The sequence below is a fragment of the Bradyrhizobium sp. NAS96.2 genome (genome assembly GCF_001908235.1).
Classification (GTDB): Bacteria; Pseudomonadota; Alphaproteobacteria; order Rhizobiales; family Xanthobacteraceae; genus Bradyrhizobium.
The window spans coordinates 190669-210435 of sequence record NZ_LGHK01000016.1 but is presented as its reverse complement, the minus strand read 5'-3'; the positions used below and the strand labels follow the sequence as shown (position 1 = coordinate 210435).

General features: G+C 61.7%; 19 protein-coding genes. 2 read left to right on the top strand and 17 right to left on the bottom strand.

Going from position 1 to position 19767, the window contains the following annotated elements; all coding sequences use genetic code 11:
- Positions 1-3: 3 nt before the first annotated feature.
- From AC628_RS04130 to asnB (AC628_RS04085), 10 genes are all read right to left on the bottom strand, one after another.
- The gene (locus tag AC628_RS04130) at positions 4-1326 is read right to left on the bottom strand and encodes an ABC transporter ATP-binding protein (RefSeq protein WP_074125464.1); all 1323 of its coding nucleotides are present in this window, start codon (positions 1324-1326) and stop codon (positions 4-6) included.
- Positions 1310-2173, bottom strand: coding sequence for an ABC transporter permease (locus tag AC628_RS04125; RefSeq protein ID WP_074125463.1), 864 nt, complete (start codon positions 2171-2173; stop codon positions 1310-1312). Before AC628_RS04125 ends, AC628_RS04130 begins: the two co-directional genes overlap by 17 nt.
- 27 nt (positions 2174-2200) lie before the next feature.
- Positions 2201-4072 carry an asparagine synthase (glutamine-hydrolyzing) gene (asnB, locus tag AC628_RS04120; protein ID WP_074125462.1) on the bottom strand — a complete coding sequence of 624 codons (1872 nt, stop codon included), beginning with the start codon at positions 4070-4072 and terminating at the stop codon, positions 2201-2203.
- A 40-nt stretch (positions 4073-4112) separates the two neighbouring features.
- Entirely contained in the window at positions 4113-5108 is a 996-nt protein-coding gene (locus tag AC628_RS04115; RefSeq protein WP_074125461.1) for an NAD-dependent epimerase/dehydratase family protein, read from the bottom strand.
- 5 nt (positions 5109-5113) lie between these two features.
- Positions 5114-5707, bottom strand: a complete 594-nt coding sequence (locus AC628_RS04110) for an acyltransferase (protein ID WP_074125460.1) — start codon at positions 5705-5707, stop codon at positions 5114-5116.
- Entirely contained in the window at positions 5704-6642 is a 939-nt protein-coding gene (locus tag AC628_RS04105; RefSeq protein ID WP_074125459.1) for a Gfo/Idh/MocA family oxidoreductase, read from the bottom strand. The genes AC628_RS04110 and AC628_RS04105 overlap by 4 nt, the downstream gene beginning before the upstream one ends.
- A gap of 112 nt (positions 6643-6754) precedes the next feature.
- Entirely contained in the window at positions 6755-7264 is a 510-nt protein-coding gene (nusG, locus tag AC628_RS04100) for a transcription termination/antitermination protein NusG (protein WP_074125458.1), read from the bottom strand.
- A 5-nt stretch (positions 7265-7269) separates the two neighbouring features.
- Positions 7270-7863 (bottom strand): winged helix-turn-helix transcriptional regulator, encoded by a 594-nt coding sequence (locus tag AC628_RS04095; RefSeq protein ID WP_245321018.1) that lies wholly within the window; start codon positions 7861-7863, stop codon positions 7270-7272.
- A 182-nt stretch (positions 7864-8045) separates the two neighbouring features.
- Positions 8046-9263 carry a glycosyltransferase family 4 protein gene (locus AC628_RS04090; protein ID WP_074125457.1) on the bottom strand — a complete coding sequence of 406 codons (1218 nt, stop codon included), beginning with the start codon at positions 9261-9263 and terminating at the stop codon, positions 8046-8048.
- 76 nt (positions 9264-9339) lie between these two features.
- Complete coding sequence (asnB, locus tag AC628_RS04085) at positions 9340-11154, bottom strand: asparagine synthase (glutamine-hydrolyzing) (protein ID WP_074125456.1); 1815 nt, start codon at positions 11152-11154, stop codon at positions 9340-9342.
- Positions 11155-11447: 293 nt separating this feature from the next.
- Here asnB (AC628_RS04085) and AC628_RS04080 point away from each other — a divergent pair, with 293 nt between their 5' ends.
- Both AC628_RS04080 and AC628_RS04075 read left to right on the top strand, forming a co-directional pair.
- Positions 11448-12800 carry a glycosyltransferase family protein gene (locus AC628_RS04080; RefSeq protein ID WP_074125455.1) on the top strand — a complete coding sequence of 451 codons (1353 nt, stop codon included), beginning with the start codon at positions 11448-11450 and terminating at the stop codon, positions 12798-12800.
- Positions 12797-13942, top strand: coding sequence for a glycosyltransferase (locus AC628_RS04075; RefSeq protein WP_074125454.1), 1146 nt, complete (start codon positions 12797-12799; stop codon positions 13940-13942). Before AC628_RS04080 ends, AC628_RS04075 begins: the two co-directional genes overlap by 4 nt.
- A gap of 67 nt (positions 13943-14009) precedes the next feature.
- Here the strand turns inward: AC628_RS04075 and AC628_RS42550 are convergent, their stop codons facing one another.
- The 7 genes from AC628_RS42550 to AC628_RS04045 are packed head-to-tail and all read right to left on the bottom strand — an operon-like array spanning position 14010 to position 19765.
- A complete protein-coding gene (locus AC628_RS42550) occupies positions 14010-14240 on the bottom strand; it encodes a hypothetical protein (protein ID WP_143201425.1) in 231 nt (76 codons plus the stop codon).
- Positions 14241-14276: 36 nt separating this feature from the next.
- The gene (locus AC628_RS04070) at positions 14277-15443 is read right to left on the bottom strand and encodes a glycosyltransferase family 4 protein (RefSeq protein ID WP_074125453.1); all 1167 of its coding nucleotides are present in this window, start codon (positions 15441-15443) and stop codon (positions 14277-14279) included.
- Positions 15440-16372, bottom strand: a complete 933-nt coding sequence (locus AC628_RS04065) for an NAD-dependent epimerase/dehydratase family protein (protein ID WP_074125452.1) — start codon at positions 16370-16372, stop codon at positions 15440-15442. The genes AC628_RS04070 and AC628_RS04065 overlap by 4 nt, the downstream gene beginning before the upstream one ends.
- 3 nt (positions 16373-16375) lie before the next feature.
- Complete coding sequence (locus tag AC628_RS04060) at positions 16376-17227, bottom strand: class I SAM-dependent methyltransferase (protein ID WP_074125451.1); 852 nt, start codon at positions 17225-17227, stop codon at positions 16376-16378.
- On the bottom strand, positions 17217-17786 hold the full coding sequence (locus tag AC628_RS04055) for an acyltransferase (RefSeq protein WP_074125450.1): 570 nt from the start codon (positions 17784-17786) through the stop codon (positions 17217-17219). The genes AC628_RS04060 and AC628_RS04055 overlap by 11 nt, the downstream gene beginning before the upstream one ends.
- Positions 17783-18625: a methyltransferase domain-containing protein gene (locus tag AC628_RS04050; protein ID WP_083632564.1), complete on the bottom strand. Its 843-nt coding sequence runs from the start codon at positions 18623-18625 to the stop codon at positions 17783-17785. Before AC628_RS04050 ends, AC628_RS04055 begins: the two co-directional genes overlap by 4 nt.
- 42 nt (positions 18626-18667) lie before the next feature.
- Complete coding sequence (locus AC628_RS04045) at positions 18668-19765, bottom strand: glycosyltransferase family protein (protein ID WP_074125449.1); 1098 nt, start codon at positions 19763-19765, stop codon at positions 18668-18670.
- Positions 19766-19767 lie beyond the last annotated feature (2 nt).

The window sequence follows — 19767 nt, the reverse complement described above, 5'->3', positions numbered from 1 at the left end:
GCGCTATCCGATGCTCTCTATCCGGCACGTGAACTTCGGATCATAGAGGTAGCTAAAGTGCCACAACGAATTCCGCGACACCGAGAACTGAGCCGCCTTTTCCACATAGTGCACGATGGCTTCCGAACCCTTCGGCAGCATGTGCCGGCACAGAGCGGCAGAAACGTAGTATTGCCCTTCGCCAAGAGCGAGCTCGGGCACCTCGTAGATCACGCTTCCGCGCTCCGGCAGACCATCCTCCCCATCGAGAAACAGGCCACCGTCGTACCCCTCAATTCCGGCAACCGCCTGGAGGCGTGCGGTATCGATCCGCAAACTGGCGTAAATCTGCTTGTGCTCCGTGAAACCCGACCATGACACCCGGATTCGAAGCGGCTGCCCGTTCTTGACCACGCCGATCGGCTTGCCGTCGACGTCAAGCACCTCGACGGCAGTGATCTGCAGGGTACCGCCACCAAGCTCATACTTGCCGGTTTCAGCCGTGCTCTCGACTGCCTGGCTGAGCTTCTTGGTTTCCCTGAGATTGCGCGCTTCCTCGATATCCCAGACACTCTGCTCATACGCCTTGCTGACGCGCTGGGCATTCCCATGCATCAGCACCCGCCCCTTGTCGATCCAGATTGCCTCGTCGCACAGCTCGCTGATCAACCCGCTCGAGTGCGAGACGAACAGCACGGTGGCGCCGCTCTCGCAGATATGACGAACCCGCTTCATGCACTTGTTGACGAAAGCGGTGTCGCCCGCTGCGAGCGCTTCATCGACGATGAAGAGCTCGGGATCGACGCTGATGGCCGTGGCGAAGGTGAGCCGCGCCTGCATGCCGCTCGAGTAGGTCCGGAACGGCTGATCGATCACATCTTCAAGTTCGCTGAAATCGATGATCCAGGGAACCTTCGCTTCAATCTCCGCTCGCGACATTCCAAGGCACATGCCGCCGAGGACGATGTTGTCGCGCCCCGACACATCCGGATGAAAGCCGGTGCCCAATTCCAGGATCGCGGACAGCTTTCCGGCCACTTCGACCCGCCCGGTTGTGGCATCGAGCAGGCCGGCGATGATCTTCAGGAGGGTACTTTTTCCCGCGCCGTTCGGCCCGATGATGCCGACCACGCGCCCGCGCAGCACCTCGAAGGAGACATTCTGGATCGCCCAATGCTCATGGTGCCGAGGCCTTCCGGTGATGATCTCCTTCAGGAAATCCAACGGCTGCTGATAGAGCCGATAGGCCTTGCCCAGATCGGTGACCCGAATCGCGCATTGCGGCTCCAATGACCCGGCAAGCGGGATCAGTACGCCGGCTTCCAGATTGTCAGAGAGCGTTGCCATAGTACGGTTTCAGCTTTTCAAAGATGCGGTATCCGAGCCCCAGACTTAGCAGCGCGAACACGATGGTCACCGCCCAGGCATAGGGATGTCTGAACGAACCGAAAAAGAGAACGTCCTGATACACCCAGACTACGTAACTGAAAGGGTTCGAGTAGATCAATGGACGGAGTGCACGAGGCATCCAATCGGGGAGGTACACCGTTGGCATCAGATACATCGCAATCGAGGTGAAGACCGTGACGATCTCGCGCAGGTCGCGGAAGAACGGAGTGATTGCAGAGAGGGCGAAGCTCAATCCGATTGCCAGAATTGCATGGATGGCAAATACGACGGGCAACAGCAGCAGCATCCAGCTGAGGCCCCCCACATGCGCCTTATAAAGAATGACGAGCCCGAGGGCCGGCAGATGAGGGATCGTCGCGGCAATGGTTGCCGCGATCGGAAGCAACTCGATCGGAAACACAACCTGCTTGACGAGATTTGCACTTCCGATCAGCGCTCCGGGCCCGCGCACCAGCGCAGCCTGAAGCATCAGCCACGGAACCAGGCTTGCGAGGATGTAGGCAGAGTAGTCGCCGGGAAAATCCGCTGTGATCGACAGCTTGTTACCCAGCACGAATCCGAAGATGAGCAGGTAAACTCCAACGACGACGAGCGGATGGATAAAGACCCACAAGGCGCCGAATCCGTGCCGTGCATGCGCAGCACTCAGGTCACGGTCGACCATCTCGCGCAGAAGCTCGCGATATCGCAGAATCTGATTGATCGTGATCCATAGCGCCTGAGAGTTGCGATATGGCGACAAGCCGACCCGCACCCACCGTGCTGCCGGGAAGAGACCGTTCATCTTCAGCGCGCTCCCATTCGTGCGTGCCTAAAAGCTGCTTTCCATGATCTGCTCGAGATTGAGCAAGGACCAGATCAGCAGCCGCCTGTTTTGCCGGCCTTCCAGATGTTCGTCGACCAGTGAGCGAACGGTCTTCCGGTCCACTAGGTCGTAGATCCGAGCCGTGTTGCTGAAGAGCCTACGTTTGACGTACTCGATGCTCTCACCCTTGAACCAGCTGGCATCCGGCGCCGAGAAGCCCTGCTTCTCGCGCGCCGCCACTTCGTCGGGAATATGCCGGCTCATCATCTTCCGCAGAATCAGCTTGCCGTCCCTGGTGCGCTCGTAATAGCGCTGCGCCTTTCCGCCGGGCTCGTTTTCGTTGAGGCTGATGACCTCGGTCAGATTGCCAAGCTTCATCTTGGCGGGCAGCTTCATCGCGAAATCGACGAGATCATTGTCGAGGAACGGCACCCTGCTCTCGAGCCCATGCGCCATGGCCAGCTTGTCCTCGACGACAAGGAGCCCGTTCAGGAACGTCTTGGCCTCGAAGTAGAGCGAGTGATTGACGTAATCCTCCGGCCGCCGCAGCTCCGAGGCGTGCTCCTTGAACACGCCCCTGAAGATATCGATCGGCGAGGTCTGCTTGGCCTCATCCCATACCGGTCCGAGCAGGCTCGGCATCGTTCCGCTCGGAACCATGCGCTGCCAGAATCCAAAGTACTTTTCGATATAGTGATCGAAATCATCGTTCACGACAGCGCGGTAATAACGCCAAGGGTAGCCGGCGAAGAGCTCGTCTCCCCCGGTCCCGGTCAGCACCACCTTGCCGAATTTGGATGCGAGTTTCGCGGCGTAGAAGTTGGGGTAGGACTGCCCAACGCGCGGCTCCTCCAGATGCCATGCAAGCCGGGGCAGCGCGCGCTCCATGTCGCCGGCCTTCAGGACCATTTCGTAGTGTTCGGTCTTGAACAGATAGGACATGTATTCGGCCTTCGTCCGCTCGTCATAACCGAGTTCGACGCCTGAGGCCGAGTTGAGATCGAAGCCGACAGTAAACGTCCTCATGAACGGCAGCTGGCTCGATGCGAGCGCGGTAATGGAGCCGGAATCCATCCCGCCGGAAAGATAGCACCCGACCTCGACGTCGCTCACGAGTTGGCGGTTGACCGCCTGCCTGAACAGGCGATCGAGCTCGTCGAGCGCCTCGTTCTCATCGACCGCGTACTCGGGCTCCTCGAAATGAAAATCCCAGTACTGCACCGGCTCGGCGACCTTGCCTCCCTGCGAAATCTGCAGATAGCAGCCGGCCGGCAATAACTTCACGCCGGCAAACAGTGTCCGCTCCGCGAAGAAGTTCTGGAAGCTGAGATACTCCGAGAGGCCTCTGATATCGACGCGCGCCTTGTACTCGGGAAATGCCCGAAACGCCTTGTGCTCGGAGGCGAAGACGAAGGTCTGACCAAGTTCGGCGTAGTACAGCGGCTTCACGCCGAAGCGGTCGCGAGCCAAGGTGAGCTTCCGCTCGTGATTGTCCCAGATCGCAAAAGCGAACATGCCGTTGAACTTGAGAAGCGCATCAAGCCCCCACTCGGCGAAGGCGTGCAGCAACACCTCGCTGTCGCCGGAGGAATTGAAGACGTGCCCCCTTGCCGAAAGCTCGACCTTCAACTCCTTGAAGTTGTAGATCTCCCCATTGTAGGTCAGCACAAATCGGCCGTCGCGCATCTCCATCGGCTGCCGCGCGGCGTCGGTCAGATCGATGATCGACAGCCGGCGATGACCGAGCCCGACGGGACCGTTGCAGTAGTGGCCCTCGCCGTCCGGCCCGCGATGAGCAATGATATCGGTCATTGCCGTCAACGTGGTGATTGAAGCGGGCCGCCCGTCGCGGTGCAGAATTCCGGCTATGCCGCACATGTGATTCTGGCCGATCTATTCAATGATCCCGGATGCGATCTCAGATCTGCGCCTTGGCACGACGCTGATCGACCTGATCGATATGGCTCTTGCGCCAGTCGATCAGCCGCCGCAGTCCGTCATCCAGGTCGATCGCGGCGGTGAAGCCGATTTCCTCCTGCGCCCGCTTCGGCGATCCGATGCGATTGCGCACGAGCGTGGCCTGACTCCGCGGCGCATAGTTGATCGGCTGGTTGGAGCCGGTGAGATTCAGGAGCTTCTCGGCGATCTGCTTCAGCGAGGTCCGCTGTCCGGTGCCGACATTGTAGAAGCGGTCGGTCGCACTCGCGCCCATGGCGCAGAGATTGGCTCGCGCGCAATCTTCCACCGCGACGAAATCGAAGGCTTCCGATCCGTCGCCGAGGATCGTTGGCCCCTCTCCCTTGTCGATGGCATCGAGCATCTTCATGATGACAGCGATGTAGGCGCCGCGATAGTCCTGACGCGGACCGTACACGTTCATGTAGCGAAGTCCGACATAGTCGAGGCCGTAACGGAAATGGTAGGCGCGCGCCATCGCTTCGCCGCAGATCTTGGTCGCCCCGTAGAAGTTCTTGTTATTGAACGGATGATCCTCCGTCATCGGCTCCTCGACGGCATCGCCGTACACCGACGCCGAGGACGACCAGACCAGCCGCTTGACGCCGTTGCGCACGCAGCCGTCGAGGACGTTGAACATTCCGTTGACGTTGACGTCAAAGGCGGTTCGCGGAAACTCGTGACACTGCAGCAGCCAGAGCGCAGCGAACTGGAAGACGCCGTCGGCTCCCTTCAGGGCAGCATCGAGGATATCGGTCTGTGTGATATCGCCGCCGGCCTCGAAAATCTTGACACGAGGGTCGCGCAACGCGCCGGCAAGGTTTTCATGCGTGCCGCGTACGAAGTTATCGTAGATGACGATCTCGCCGACATCGGTCTGCGTCAATTGATCGACCGCATGCGACCCGATCAGCCCGGCGCCGCCGATAACGACAACTTTCTTTCCGCGAATGTCCATTTTCTTCAATCCTCGATTTCCACCAGCGCTTCATTGTGAAGCTCGTAACGACGATGAGTACGCGGGCACACCAGGTCGCTGCCCAGCCGCTCGCCTGCCCTGCTCATCCAACCAATTCGTCGCGCCGGATTGCCCGCCATCAACGAAAATGCAGCAACATCCTTGGTGACAACCGTACCGGCTCCGATGAAGCAGTACTCGCCCAGCGAATGCCCGCAGACGATGGTCGCATTGGCGCCGATGCTGGCACCTCGTCCGATCGGCGTCTTGCGAAATTCGTCCTTCCGCGACACGCCGGCGCGCGGATTGTTGACGTTCGTGAAAACGCAACTCGGACCGCAGAACACGTCATCGGCGAGTTCGACGCCGTCATAGATCGAGATGTTGTTCTGGATCTTGCAGCCGTTTCCGATCCTGACGTTCGGACCGATCATCACGTTCTGGCCGATCGAGCAGTTCTCACCGATCACCGTGCGCGGCAGAATATGGCAGAAGTGCCAGATCTTGGTGCCGCGTCCAACCACTGCCCCGTCGTCGACATAACTCGATTGATGGATCAAGACACCGGGGAAGCGCGGATCCTCGCGCATCTCGCTCATCTGTGCATCGCCTTCTGGGCAAAGGCGTGAACGCCGTTGCTTCGGACGATCGGCGCATTGCGGAAGGTGGAGACGATATCGATCGAGGGGCGGACCTCGTCCAGCCTGAAGCCACGACCGGCGACGATCTCCTCATAGCTCCGCGTATGAAGATCAGTGAACCCTTCGGAAAACTCGACCTCCTCACCATCGACGGTGATCGAGCGGTAGGTCGTCTTCTTGCCCTTCACGCCGTCGGGCAGATCGTTGCGATCCAAAGACAGGAACCAGCTCACATCCGCCCGCTCGCATTCCAGCGAACCGGCCGCCCGCTCCGCCTCGCGCAGGTGCGCCTCGTTGCGGCTGGCGGGGCCGAACACGAAGCTCAGCATGTCGAAGAAGTGCACCCCGATATTGGTCGCCACGCCGCCGGACTTCGCGTCCGCGCCCTTCCAGGAGGTGTGATACCAGCGCCCGCGCGACGTGATGTAGGTCAGCTCGACCTTGTGGCGCTTCTTGGAATTCGCGAAGCGGTCGCGCAGCGCGATGATCGCCGGATGCAGGCGCAACTGCAAAATGGTCGAGATGCGGTGGCCGGTATCCTGCTCGATGGCCGCCAGTTCGTCGATATCGCCGGGATTGAGGACCAGCGGCTTTTCGCAGATCGCATCGACGCCCGACCGCAGTGCGAACCGGCAATGCGCGTCGTGCAGATAATTCGGCGAGCAGATCGACATATAGTCGATCTTCGTGCCGCCCCTGCGCAACTGGTCGACGTGACGATCGAACAGTTCGAACTGCGTGAAGAATTCAGCATCGGGAAAGTGGCTGTCCATGATGCCCACGGAGTCGTTCGGATCATACGATACCGCCAATTTGCCGCCGGTCTCGGCCATCGCCCGCATATGCCGCGGAGCGATGTAGCCGGCTGCGCCGATCAATGCGTAAGTCGTCATGGGCCCCTCTTTCGAACCTTAAGCTTGCTTCAGGCAAGCTACCGCACTCGGGGTGAATCGAACATCACGCCCAAGCCTAACATCTCGATCACGCTGCCCGCGGCAGACGCAGTTACGCCGCAGCGATCAGATCCGTCCCGACCAGAACGCGAACCTTGCGGCCAAGCAAATTCAACAGAACAGCGACGCGATGGTGATCGCTGACGTCTTCGACGAGCGCAAGGCTGTCAACGAACGCCCCTTCGATAATCCGCACCTTGTCCCCCGGCGAGAAAGCCGGCCTGTGCGCAAGCGTGATGAAGCCGGCCTTGTCCTCACGCGCCTTCAAGGCATCGATGACGCCGGTTTCCACCGCGGCCGGCCGATCTCCCACGCATACAAGGTGTGACACGCCGAGCGTCGATTGAATGGCGCGCCAACGCTGGGACGTGACATCGATCGCGACAAAGACGTAGCGCGGAAACAATGCACGCGGCACAGTCTCGACCTTCCTGGCGTGACTGCGGCGCTTCAGGTAACGGGGAAAATACGTGGAAAACCCTTGCCGCCCGAGGTTGGCGACCGCCTTCGCTTCGGCGTTGACCTGCGTCTGGACGACGTACCAGCGGGAAACGGGCTCCATGGCCGTCACGCTCCCTGCGGCTGCTTTGGACGCAAGCCCAGCAGGTCCGGCGCGAGCACCTTCTCTGCTCCGAAATTGCTGACCGCCTGGTCGAATACACTTCGCGCCGCCGTCAAATGGGTCACGACGACAGCATCAAACGGCTCCTCGACCAACGCGTAGGAGGAAACCACCTTGACGCCAATGAACCGGGTGGCAGTCGCATCGGGATCGACGATCGCAAGGACCGAGATCGGTCCGTCGACCGCGCACAGGATCGCGATTTCGCAGAGGTCAGATTGTCCGGCGAGCACGACCCGCCTGAAGCCGCGCGCCTGCGCACGTTCAAACAGCCTGCCATACTCCTCCTTCGCTTTGCGAAAGAGCGAAAAGGAGTCGGAAAGGAATTGTACGGTCAGCCGCGATTTCTCGGAGAAGCCCTGCGGCGTGAGGTAGTAGGCGTACCGCCGTGCGGGCGCCTGCCCGACCTTGACGAAACCCTTCTTGATCGCCCGCTTCAGGTAGGCGTTGACGAGGCCGAGCGCGACGCCCAATTCGGCTGCGATCCGCCGCTGCGATTGCGCTCCATCCGCCTCGAGCGAGGTGAGCAGGCCGAGCACCAGCCGGTCGCTGTCATTCTCATCCGTCGGTAGAATGCCTGCCATCACACCTATCCCCACTGGAGCAGGCTGATAGCGCGTTCACCCAATGAACGTCAAGCGAATTCGTTCACGCCATGAACATCGCAACCATTTGATTGTAAATGAATTTTATCAAAACCATGTGTCGCGACGGCCACACTTCAAGCCCGATCCGGGGGCTCGGCCAGATATTGCGCCGCCAGCGTTGAATAGCTGTACCGACGCGCGACGGCGAGCCGATCGCCGAGCGGCCGCGGCGAACCGTCCAGCGCGGCGCGCAGGGATGCGGCCAACGCATCGGGATCATCAGGCGCACATCGCGCGGTCACCAGATCTTCGAGCCCGGCAAGCGCCCGCTCCTCGCAGGCAATGACGCTGCGCGGTGCGAACAGGCAGTAGTCGAACAGCTTGTTGGGGCTGATGCCATGGTGATAGAGCGCGTTCTTGTGGAAGGCGACGACAGCGCAATCGGAAGCATGCAACATGCCGTGCACGACCGACCGATCGACTTCGTCGTGAAACTCCACGTTGGCAAGTGCAGCCGCCCGCTGCTTCAGCGCGTCCCGCGAGGTGCCGGAGCCGATCATCACGAAATGGATCCCGGCATTCGCTTTGCCGAGGATCGAAGCCGCGTCGAGAATCGCCTCCACCGCATTCGGCGGGCCCATGCCTCCGGCGTACAGGACGACGCGCCTGCCCTGCTGCTTCAGCAGATTGATGCGGTCGACCAGGGGATGCCCTAGACTCTCGATCGTCAGCGCGCTCTGTATCTCGCCGTCGGACACCCCGTTCGGGATCCACAGGAACTTGCCGGCCGCCAAGCCACGCGCGCGCATATGGGCTTCAGCTCCGGCCAGCAGACAGATCACGCGCCCTGCCGCGCGATAGGCCGCGCGCTCCTTCCAGCCGAGCACCTTCATCAGGGGATGCCATGAAGGCGTCATTCCAAGCGCCACGATGCTCTCCGGCCAGAGGTCGCGGATCTCCAGCCAGAACCTGGCATCGAAATGCCGCGCAACCTGATGCGCCGCCGAGATGAAGAACAGATGCGGGCTCGACGCAATCATCAGATCCGGCTTGCCGAACTGCGCGGCAATTGCCGAGGCTGCCGAGCGGACAGCCGGCCCGAAGCTCAAATTGTTCCGAAGCCGCCCCAGGCTGCCATTGCGATAGCGCGGCGCGTCGAGGAACCAGAAGTCGACGTCATTGATCCGCTGCGGGCCGGGCACGCGCGGCTGCCTGTGCAGATGGTGAAAGGCGGCGCTGACGACCACCACCCGATGCCCCATCTTGGCCCAGGCGTCAGCCAGCCAGAACGGACGATAGTGACGGCCGAGACCCGGTCCTCCGGCGAACGGATGCAATAGCCAGATGTTCATGAGCCAACCCGGAAAGAATCCGCCGACAAATCGGCGGCCGCCGACGGCGACGATGACATCCAGGAATCATCATGCGTCATGGCGCTTCGACCCGAAAGCGCTCCCCCCAGAGCGCCACGCAATAAAGCCTCCAGCGCATTCCAAGGTCGAGCCGGTGAAATTTCCGCTTGAGCTTCGGCATGTCGACATAGCGGGCCAGCAGCTCGCTCGCGATCACCTTGTCGTACATCGCGGCCGAGTGCCGCGTGAGCCATATCCGGTCGGGGGCAGCAAAACCGATCTTGTCCCTGCGCCAGCTGATGCTGGTCGGCAAGAGGTCGTTCATGGCGGCACGGAGCGGCCATTTTGCCCACCCCTTGTTCAACTTGATGCGTGTCGGAAGGGCCAGAGCAAACTCGACGAAGCGATAGTCAAGGAATGGAAGCCGCGTTTCGATGCCGAACCTCATCGAGTTCTTGTCTTCGAAGCGCAAGAGCATCGGCAGATTGGTTTCGTTGATCTCCAGCACTTGCATGCCCTGCGCATCCCTCGCCTTCGACGCAAAGCGGCAAAGCGGTTCGGGCAGGTCGGGCTTTCTCAGAAAGGTGTAGCGCAAGCGGTAATAGGCGGCACGCAGCCCTGCCGAACTGGCGCCGAACAGATAAAACAGCAACCGTCCGCGCGAAATGCCCGCCCGCTTTGCAGCGCCGAATGCCGACAGAAATCCAATGACGCCACCGCGGCGAAGATGGTCGAGCAACCAGGCAGCATAGTAGCGATGATATCCCAACAACGTTTCGTCACCGCCCTGGCCGTCGAGCAGCACGATGACGCCATTCGATCGCGCCGCCTTCATCACTTCGTACTGCATCATGATCGAGGGCCCTGCGAACGGCTCTTCCTGGACCTCGAGCAAAGTCTCCGCCGTCGACGCAAAATCCTGATAGGTTGGCTTGGTGCGCAGCCAGTTCAACTCCGCCTTCTCCGCGACCTCCGCCGCATAGGCCTCCTCGTTGTTGGAGGCCTGCTCACTGACGGCAGTGATGGCAAAGAAACGCTCACCGGAACCCGGCGCATAACGCCGCGCGGCCAGCGTTGCGACGCTCGAACTATCCAGCCCTCCCGAGAGGCAGGTTCCGACACGGACGTCCGAACGCAGCCGAAGACGCGTCGCGTCGTCAAGCAGCTCGCGCAGCGATCTTGCCGCGTTGGCCTCATCGGTCACCGCCGAACCCGGAGCAAGCGAATAGTAGCGCTCGATTTCGACCCGGCCTGTCGACACATCGACACGCATCCAATGGCCGGGAGGCAGCTTCTCGACGCCCTTGAAGAAAGTCCGATTGGTATGGTCGGTCATGCCGCAAACGAGGAAATCGTTGACCAGGTCGTCATCCGCGACCGGGCGCTCGATCAACGGGAGAAGCTGGCGGATCTCGGAGCCGAGCGCGAACTGCGTTGCCGTATCCACATAATAGAACGGCTTCACGCCGAACCGGTCGCGGGCGCAGAACAACGTATTGTCGCGCTCATCGTGAATCGCAAACGACCACATGCCGTTGAAGCGCTCGAGGCACGCCGTACCCCAGCAAATATAGGCGGTCAGCAGCACCTCGGTATCCGAGGCCGAATGGAAGGCGTATCCGAGGGCCTCGAGCTCGGCGCGGAGCTCGACGTAGTTGTAGATCTCGCCATTGTAGGTGATCCAGACAGGAAGCCGCCTGTCGCGCATCGGCTGCGCGCCGTCATCGGTCAGATCGATAACGGCCAGTCGCCGGTGGCCCAGCCCAACGTTCCCGTTCACCCTCACGCCGCGCCCATCCGGTCCACGGTGGGCAACGAGATCGGTCATCTGGTCCACTCGGCGGGCATCGACGGGCCCGGTCTTATCTACAAGGCCAAATATGCCGCACACGAAATGCCTATCCAGATTGATTCGATGGCGGAGCTCGGTATAACCGCCGCGTCAGAATATGTGCGCATTTGGAACAAACCGCCGCTGTCTTAGCCTGTTCATGTATTGAACGTCAACGTCCCCGGACCAATCGAAGCTGTTTTCGTGCGCTGCTGAAACCTGAGATAGCGCTAGCGGGCTGCCTACTCTGTGCAGCCTCTGCGAGGAGGTACCGCCGGTCGAGCGGCACTTCGAACTGAACATGTGCTAGAAGCTCCTGGTTGACGTTGAGTTGGCATCCATCGGACTCCCGAGTGAACAAGATTGAACCCATCGGATCGACGTCGCTGAAGGAGGCCACCCTTCCCGCCGGCGACGTTGAACCTCCCCGGCCAATCCAATCTGCCATCGCAGATTTCGCCGCTCGCCTGCTTGTGAGCGCAGCCCGGCGCGCCACCGAGAAGCGCCTGGCGAAGGGAAAGGTGCGCACCTTGTGGGCCTCGACTCCGATCCTCACCTTGCCGCTGCTCGCGCGCTGCGATCGCATGCTGGGCTTCCGCTCGTCGTCGCTGGTGTTCAACACCTACTACGTGACGAGGTCATTCGACATCAATCTGATCCTGTTCGAAGGATTCCTTCGACTGATCCGCAGTCGAAAAGGCCTCGGCCTGTTTCGTCACCTCGTCTTCGCCTGGGCCCTGCTGCGCTTCGATTTCTTCAACTACTTCTATGATCGCGGCCTGATGCTGAGCGATGGACGCTATGGCATCAACCCTCAGGAACTCGACCTCCTGTTCCGCTCGGGAAAGCGGCTGTATACCTACGCCTACGGTGCTGACGTCCGAGCACGGGAATCAACGCTCGAACTTGGTCATCCAAACCTGTGCGAAGAATGTCCGGCCCCGGGCAAATTCTGCGTTTGCACGACGGAGATGCATGCCTCGTCGATCAACCGCCTGAAGGGCCGTGCGACCGCACAGATCGCGATGGGCGACATGGTGACGTATGTGCCCGGCTGCCGGGACATCCACTACTGGCCGATCGACGCAAGCAAACTGGTCGCGAAGCCGCCGACATACAGAGCCGGCGACACGCTGAAAGTCGCACATGCGCCGAACCACGGGCACTTCAAGGGAACCCGGCTTCTGCTCGAAGCGATTGATCGCTTGGTAAAAGAGGGAGAGAAGATCGAGCTGATCTCCGTGCAGGGAGTTCCCAACAAGAAGGTCATCGAGCTTTTTGGCGCATCGCACGTGGTTGCGGATCAGTTCGTCGCGGGCTTTCACGGCTATACGGCCCTCGAGGCGATGGCCATGGCCAAACCAGTCCTGTGCTTTCTGCGTAACGACCGAATGATGATCGATCCGTCGACCTGCCCGATCATCAACACGCAACCTGACGACATCTATGATGTCCTGAAGCGATGCCTGAGAGGCGAGTTCGACCTGAATGGCATCGGCAACGCCGGACGCCGCTACGTGGAAACACATTACAGCTTGCAAGCGGTCGCAGCGCGGCTTGGAAAGCTCTATTGTGAAACCGCCGATCTCCCTGAGGATCTGCTGGCAAGCCTGACGCGGCAAGTCGACGCGTTCGCAAAACCTGGTCATGCCATGCAGTCCGTGCAGCCTTCACCCGGGCCGGTGGACCTGAACACGCGCACATGAGAATCCTGCACGGACCAGTCAATGTCGGGAATCAGCCCTGGGTGCTATCCCGCGCCGAACGGCAGCTCGGCGCATCCAGCGACCTGGTCGTTCGAAACGACACATGGCTCGGATACCCGGCAGACCGGATGCTATCCGCGGAGAACGCCGGGTTTGCTGAGACGGCCATCCGCAGCGCGGCGTTCGGTCTGAAGAACCAGTGGCGTTACGATGTTCTTCACTACTATTTCGGACAGACCTTTCTGTCGCCGGGTTTCCCCCTCTCCGCGCCGGGATCCGTGCTCTCCCGGGCATCACTGGTAACGGACATCGCCAACAGACTGGGGACCGCAGACCTGCACGCTGCCCGCCTGTTCAACAAGAAGCTGTTCATGACCCTGCAAGGTTGTGACGTGCGGCTAGCGTCTGAAGGAAACAGGCGAAACGAATGGACGATGTGCGCCCCGCAACACTGCGAGCTGTATCAACGATGCACGGACGCGCTCGACCATCGGCGGCACTTCCTGATCGAAAAGGTTCTGCCGCTGTTCGATCGGGTCTTCTATCTGAATCCGGAGCTCGGGCACGTCGTACCGAACGGCCGATTCCTCCCGTACTCAAATGTCGACGTCGAACAGTTCGACGTTGCGCCGCCCTCCACACAGGGCCGACTGAAGATCGTTCATGCCCCGACTGCCGGACGGATCAAGGGCACTCCCATGATCCTGAACGCCCTGGAGCAATTGCGGTCGCGGTACGACTTCGACCTCATCCTTGTCGAGAAGACGAGCCACGAACAGGCGCTGGAGATCTATCGATCGGCAGACCTCGCCATCGACCAGGTGCTGGCAGGCTGGTACGGTGGCTTTGCCGTTGAAATGATGGCGATGGGAAAGCCGGCCGCATGCTATATCCGAGAAGAGGATATGATGTTCGTTCCCGATGCTATAAGGCGCGAGTTGCCCGTTTACAGACTGAACCCGGGCGACCTTGTCGAAAGCATTGCCGCCATTCTTGATCGACGGTCTGAATGGTCCACGCGTGGCCAGGCCTCGCGACGTTATGTCGAACGGTGGCACAATCCGAAGCTCATCGCCAAGGCGATGCTGGATGCCTATGAAAGCCCCGACAGCATCTTTGAGCTAGCTCCGGGCGCCGACTAAGGCAACGGCTCAACATCCGGATGCACAGCTGCGCTCAGCGAACGCCAACAGGATAAGGCGTCGGCTATCAATTGCCCGAAGCCAGGTCCCGCGGCGCCTGCGTCAGCTTCCATGCCGCCCAATATTTGAGGATCGGAACAGCAGGCTCGGTCAAACCTCCAGGAGGGGCTGCCTGTTGCTCTGGTTCAAGCAGATTGACGCCGCCGAGTGTGCGGCGCGGAGACGCCATCGCAAGCAGCATCGAGGAATCAGATTTCGGGTTGAGTACGCGCCCGCTTTGCCAACTGTCCTCGGCCAATCGCGACCCGGGCTCTGCGTCTACCTTGCCGCCAGCTCATGCATTCCGACGAACGGCCTGCTGCATCGTGGCGGAAAAGCTTGCCGCAAATGCGCGGACATTGTCGTCCTGATGCGCGACGACATTTCGTACCACCGGTTCACGCTTGAGCTCGGAGAGTTGCATCAGATGATCCGCCAGCGCGGCTGGATCATCGACGCCGAAATAGCGCGCGGCGCCGGCGGTCTGCTCCCGATGCACATCGATGTCCGACAGGATCATCGGAACGCCGAACGACTTCGCTTCCTCGACCGTCGTGCTCCAGCCCTCGAAGCGCGACGGGTTGAGCAGCGCGGTGCAAGCCCGCAGCAGCGCGTAGACGTGGGGCAACGGAATGACGCCTAGGTGCCGGAAATGCGTATCGAGGCCGCGCTTCCGGATCTCGGCGTTGACCAGATCGTAGTAGCCCGGCTCGCGCCGATCTTCCGTGCTGCCGGAGGCGCAGACGACCACGTTGACCCCGCGACGCTTCAGGATGGTCAGGGCGTCGACGACCAGCTGGTGGTTCTTGTGGCGATAGAACTGGTTGGGCAGATAGAAGTAGTTCGCCGGCAGACCGTAGGCCGCGATCACCTCTGATGGGTCCGTGTTCAGGAACCCGGCGGGCGGCTGGGTCGCGAAGCGAACGACGCTGACCCGGTTTCGGGCATGCGGATAGCAGGCCCTGAAATCGCGCAAGGCGCTCTCGCTGCTCAGCATGATGGTTCGCCCCGAGGCGATCTGAACGCGAAAGCCGATCTCGCGGCGCCAGCGTGCCGTCCTTGGAAACAGCTGGGGCAGCGAACGGTGCTGCAGATCCGGAATCCACGCCACTGCAGGGACAGGTAGTCGCCAGCCAAAGAAGCGCGCGGCTTCGACCACGACATCCACGCGCGCGGAGCGAAACGCCGCCGCAGCTCCCCGGTCCAGACCTAGCGCGAGTGCCGCAGCCAGGCCTGGCTGACCGTCGAACGCTTTCGACCGAACGATCTCGACGCCTGGGACCGCGGCAAGCTCCACGATTTCATTCTCTTCGGCGCCGGTCCCGGCAAAGACGACGGGAACGAACTCGCCGGGCAAAAACCGGTCGAGCGCCGCGAACAGATTGCGCTGATAATTGTAGCCGCCGGCCCATAGCCGCCGGGAAATGTGACTGAACGCGAACCGCAGGGGACGCGGCGTCACGAAGCCTGCCCCTTGAACCAGGCCACGTAGTCGGCGAGCCCCTGATCGAGCGGAATGCGCCAATCGAAACCGATCTGGCGCAGCATCGCATCGTCGGCCAACAGGCTCATGGGATCACCGGGGCGGCTTACCCCCGAGTGCCGCACAACCGTCTTGCTACCCCACTGTCCGATGAGACCGGCGGCGATGTCGGCGACCCTCGTCCCTCGGCCCGAACCGCCATTGATGACCCGGAAGGTCTCCTGTGATGACGAGGCTACCGCGACGCTCGCAAGCAGCCTCGCGACATCGCGAACGTCGGTCCAGTCACGTATCTCGTTGCCGGTCCCACCGAGCGTGAGCACCTGCTCCTTGTTGTTGAGCAGCGAACAGATGTCCCAGAGCAATTGTTTGCGCAAATTGGGCCCATAGACGGAGAACAGCCGCACGACCGTGCAATGCAAGCCGAACGATCGCGCATAGCTCCGGCACAATTGCTCCATCATCAACTTGTGCTGCCCGTACGGCGACATCGGAGTTACGATGGCATTTTCGGCGATCGGGCCGACATGGTCGGCGCCATAAACGGCCGCGCTCGACGCCGCGATCACTGCGCAATCCGGCGCCGATCCGCGCAGCCATTCGAGCAGCCGCGCGGTGCTCGCAACCGTCCGCGAAAAATCCTCGAACGGCCGCTCGATCGAGACGCCGACGGACGATCCGCCGGCCAGATGGAAGATACGCGTCGGCAGTCCGTGCGCCGCCGCGAGGGTATTCAGGTTGGCCGCATCGATTTCGCCGTTGATCCAGCTCTGCAAGCCAAGCCGCCGGGCTTCGGTTGCATCAAGCGCTCCGTGTCCGACGCCGTGCACGGCATGGCCTGCCCCCGCCAACTCGTGGACGAGATGGCGGCCGATGAACCCGTTCGCGCCGGTAATCCAGACGATCATCGCTCAGGCCTTGTGACAGACAAAGGAGTAGAGCCGGCCCGGCCGATTGTCGAAACGTTCGGCCATCGACAGCAGCGAGCCAAACACACGCCGCGAGGCGAGAGCAGTTCGCCACAGCGGAGCAACCGGAATCTTTTGCGACAGCTTCGTCACGATCGCCGCTCTCAGCGTCTCGAGCGTATAGGGAAACAGGTTGATCGGACTTTGCAGCGGCGCCAGCGTGTCGATCGCAGAGAATCCTGCGGTGGTCAGCGCGCCGGTGTAACGATCGAGCAGGAAGGCATGCTCGCCGCCGTAAAGGTGGTGCAACGGGTGCTGCGCAAGGAACTGCGGCAGGTCCGCCTCCTTGCTGATGACATGCTCGCGCGCCGCGATCAGCATGCCACCCGGCCGCAGGACCCGAAACATCTCCCGGCATGCGCCGTCGAGATCGCGCGTATGATGCAGCACGGCGCGCGCGAACACGAGATCGAATGTCGCATCGGCGAATGGCAGCCGCTCGGAAAACTCCTCGACCACCTGGATTGGCAATTGCGTCTGTTGCGCCAGGCCACTGATCGCTGCCGCTCCCACGATCGCGCTGGGGTCCGGCTCGAGCGCGGTGACGGCAAAGCCGGTTCGGGCGAGCGCGTAGCTCGCAATGCCACGACCGGCGCCAACGTCGAGCGCGGCACCTGACCGGCCGGTGAGCAGCGCGGCGACCGCCTGCCACTCCGAGCTCCGGAAATAGCGCTCAGCGGCGCCAACCAGCGGATCGTCGTAGAATGCGTCGAGCACGAGCTGACGCTGCTCCGGCTGATTGCGCAGCCAGACCACCGCTTCCTCCCAGGTGGTAAACTTGCGCTCACCGTTCATCGGGGCCAAGCTCCCTCACCAGCACCGCGGGATTGCCCGCCACGATCGTAAACGGCGCGACATCCCTGGTCACGACCGCGCCGGCCGCTACGATTGCGCCCTGCCCGACCGTCACACCACGCAGGACCATTGCACCGGCACCGATCCAGGCGTCATCGCAGATCTTGACCGGGCTCTCGTCAAGCGAGATGTCGCTCGGATGGCCGCGCGTGAAAATCTGCTGGACCTGCCGGTGCCGCTCCGCTGCCCGCAGCGGGTGCGTGAGGTTGTCGAAAACATTGGCCGAATGCGAGATCAGAACGCGGTTGCCGATCTCGATCGAGGCGGCCGACCAGATCCGGGTTCCCTCGCCGACGTAGCACCACTCGCCGATCTTGATCGCCCCACCATGCGCGAAGGTCAGGAGCTCGCCGAGGATGCGGCTATTGCGGCCGACGACGATCTTGTCGGAATCGCCACGGATGTTTCTGATCCTGGCATGGCGGCCGAGCGCCGCGTCTGCCTGCAAGCGGCAGGTCGCGCGCCCAAGCAGACGCTGGATCAGGTAATCGACATTCATGCCGTCAACTGCAGGCACGCAACGGCGCGCGACGACGCCGCAAGGTCATTGCCCTGCCCCTTGCCGGTATGGATGTCAAAGACGGTGGCGTCAGCGAGTGCCTCCGCGCTCTGGCGCGACCAGCCCTGCCGCGAATAGCCGAAATAGTCGACATGGTGAGAGGCCGCGCCGAATGCCTCGATGATCCGCTCGATCATCGCAAGATCGAACACCTGGTACCAGCCGAGATTGTCGCGCTTGCCGAACGGCACGGAGATCAGGCAGGTCCCGCCCGGCTTGAGAATGCGCTTGAACTCCTTCACCGCCGGAACGAAACCGTCCCGATCGGTCTCGGCGTCGCGCGGGTCGCCCGTGTACAGCATCTGATTGTCGAGGCCGATATGCTCGATCGTCGAAATGCTGGCGACCGTGTCGAACACCTGATCGCCGAACATCGTCTTCCGGAGATCGCCAAACACATAGGAGTAGCCATCATGCCAATAGCACCGCCGCTCCGGCGCCAGCGTCATGATGGTGAGGTCGGCGCCGTGCAATGGCGGACGCGCCAGCAGGAAATCATGATTGAAGGTCGATCCCGCGTCCAGCATTTTGCCGACATTGCTCAATCGGCCATAGACCCAGGGATATTCGACCACGCGCTCGTCCATGGCGACGCCATAGCCGGGCGGAAGCTCCTTTCCTGCCTGCAGCAGGCCCGCATCGATAGCCGCGGTAATTGTGTCGCGCTTGACCGTCTGATAGCCAGGGCCGAACGGCCGCGGCCGCAGCTTGAAGAGCGGCACGGCAAGCCCGTCGGCCGCCCATTTCAATTGATGGATCAAGTCACTTGCAGACATCATCTCGGCCCGATCGCCCGCCCGCTGGCCGGCTCTGTGCCCCCTCTAGCACGGCTCAATCCGCGCGACGAGATCGATAAACTGCGCCCATTGCGAGGCCTTGCTGTAGGTCTGCTGCACGCGCGCCCTGCCGGTTGCGGCGGTCTCGGCCCAGTGCGGCCAATCCTGCAGGCTGCTCGAAATCGCCTCCACGGCCCGCTCGGGAACATCATAGGTGCGCATCGTTACGCCGTCCTGCATCGCCTCCGGATAGTTGCCAGCATCCGACACCAGCAGTGACCCGCAGCCCATCGCCTCGAAGCAGCGCATATTGCCGCGATCATTGCCGGCCATGTCGATTGCGCCGTTGAGCACGATCTTCGCTGACCCGAACAGCTCGTAGAGGTCACGGCCGAACAGCGGCAGCCTTGCGATGCGCGCGATGACGTCGGGCCGCCGGTGCTTCCCGAGCGGCAGCAATCGCCCGGGCGCGCTTTCGGCAAGCCGCGTCAGCCGCGATGCATCGAGGCAGAACACGATGTTGCGATCGGCCGCCAGGGCCGCGACCTGTTCAAGCGTCCTGCCGCGGGCGCTGTGATGCCGCGAATATCCACCGACAAACGCCACATCGATCGGCCGTTCGCCGTGGCCGTACTGCTCCATCACAGGATCGATCGCGGGGAAGAACAGCTCGGCCCGGCAGCCCTTGCTGCGCCACGCCTCGAGGATCGAGGGGAAGTTTCCAAGCACCGCGCCATAGGCGGTCAGGTCGGCATTGCCGGAAGGCGCCGCGCGCCAGCACAAGGTCTTCTTCACACAGCCGGGAAGCTTGGCGACGAACGCAGTGGGATAACGCACCGGATCGAGATTGTAGAACACCTCGGTTCTGTGATGCTCGATCTGCGCGAGCAGAATGGCTTCCAGCGTCGGCGTCCCCTGCATGCCCTGCTCGCGCGCCCATTGGCGCTGCAGCACTTCGTCGTCGGCATTGGTGAAAAAGGCTTCAGGTGCGCCGTCAAGCACCGGCTCGAGAAAATGCGCCGCGCCGAAGCGATCATGCAGGAACACGTCGCGACGCGCAGCGAAGGTCGACGCTTTGGCCGCAAGCTGGTTCAGCCTCGGCAGATAAGACGGATAAAGACCGCTATTCTGGAACAGACGCATCG

What these genes read in the sequence shown, in the direction of transcription:
- AC628_RS04105 (WP_074125459.1), bottom strand. Translation starts at nt 6,642, where the DNA reads ATGACGACTTACGCATTGATCGGCGCAGCCGGCTACATCGCTCCGCGG.
- AC628_RS04130 (WP_074125464.1), bottom strand. Translation starts at nt 1,326, where the DNA reads ATGGCAACGCTCTCTGACAATCTGGAAGCCGGCGTACTGATCCCGCTT.
- AC628_RS04110 (WP_074125460.1), bottom strand. Translation starts at nt 5,707, where the DNA reads ATGAGCGAGATGCGCGAGGATCCGCGCTTCCCCGGTGTCTTGATCCAT.
- AC628_RS04125 (WP_074125463.1), bottom strand. Translation starts at nt 2,173, where the DNA reads ATGAACGGTCTCTTCCCGGCAGCACGGTGGGTGCGGGTCGGCTTGTCG.
- AC628_RS04065 (WP_074125452.1), bottom strand. Translation starts at nt 16,372, where the DNA reads ATGATCGTCTGGATTACCGGCGCGAACGGGTTCATCGGCCGCCATCTC.
- asnB (WP_074125462.1), bottom strand. Translation starts at nt 4,072, where the DNA reads ATGTGCGGCATAGCCGGAATTCTGCACCGCGACGGGCGGCCCGCTTCA.
- AC628_RS04050 (WP_083632564.1), bottom strand. Translation starts at nt 18,625, where the DNA reads ATGATGTCTGCAAGTGACTTGATCCATCAATTGAAATGGGCGGCCGAC.
- AC628_RS04075 (WP_074125454.1), top strand. Translation starts at nt 12,797, where the DNA reads ATGAGAATCCTGCACGGACCAGTCAATGTCGGGAATCAGCCCTGGGTG.
- AC628_RS04060 (WP_074125451.1), bottom strand. Translation starts at nt 17,227, where the DNA reads ATGAACGGTGAGCGCAAGTTTACCACCTGGGAGGAAGCGGTGGTCTGG.
- AC628_RS04090 (WP_074125457.1), bottom strand. Translation starts at nt 9,263, where the DNA reads ATGAACATCTGGCTATTGCATCCGTTCGCCGGAGGACCGGGTCTCGGC.
- nusG (WP_074125458.1), bottom strand. Translation starts at nt 7,264, where the DNA reads ATGGAGCCCGTTTCCCGCTGGTACGTCGTCCAGACGCAGGTCAACGCC.
- AC628_RS04115 (WP_074125461.1), bottom strand. Translation starts at nt 5,108, where the DNA reads ATGGACATTCGCGGAAAGAAAGTTGTCGTTATCGGCGGCGCCGGGCTG.
- AC628_RS04055 (WP_074125450.1), bottom strand. Translation starts at nt 17,786, where the DNA reads ATGAATGTCGATTACCTGATCCAGCGTCTGCTTGGGCGCGCGACCTGC.
- AC628_RS04045 (WP_074125449.1), bottom strand. Translation starts at nt 19,765, where the DNA reads ATGCGTCTGTTCCAGAATAGCGGTCTTTATCCGTCTTATCTGCCGAGG.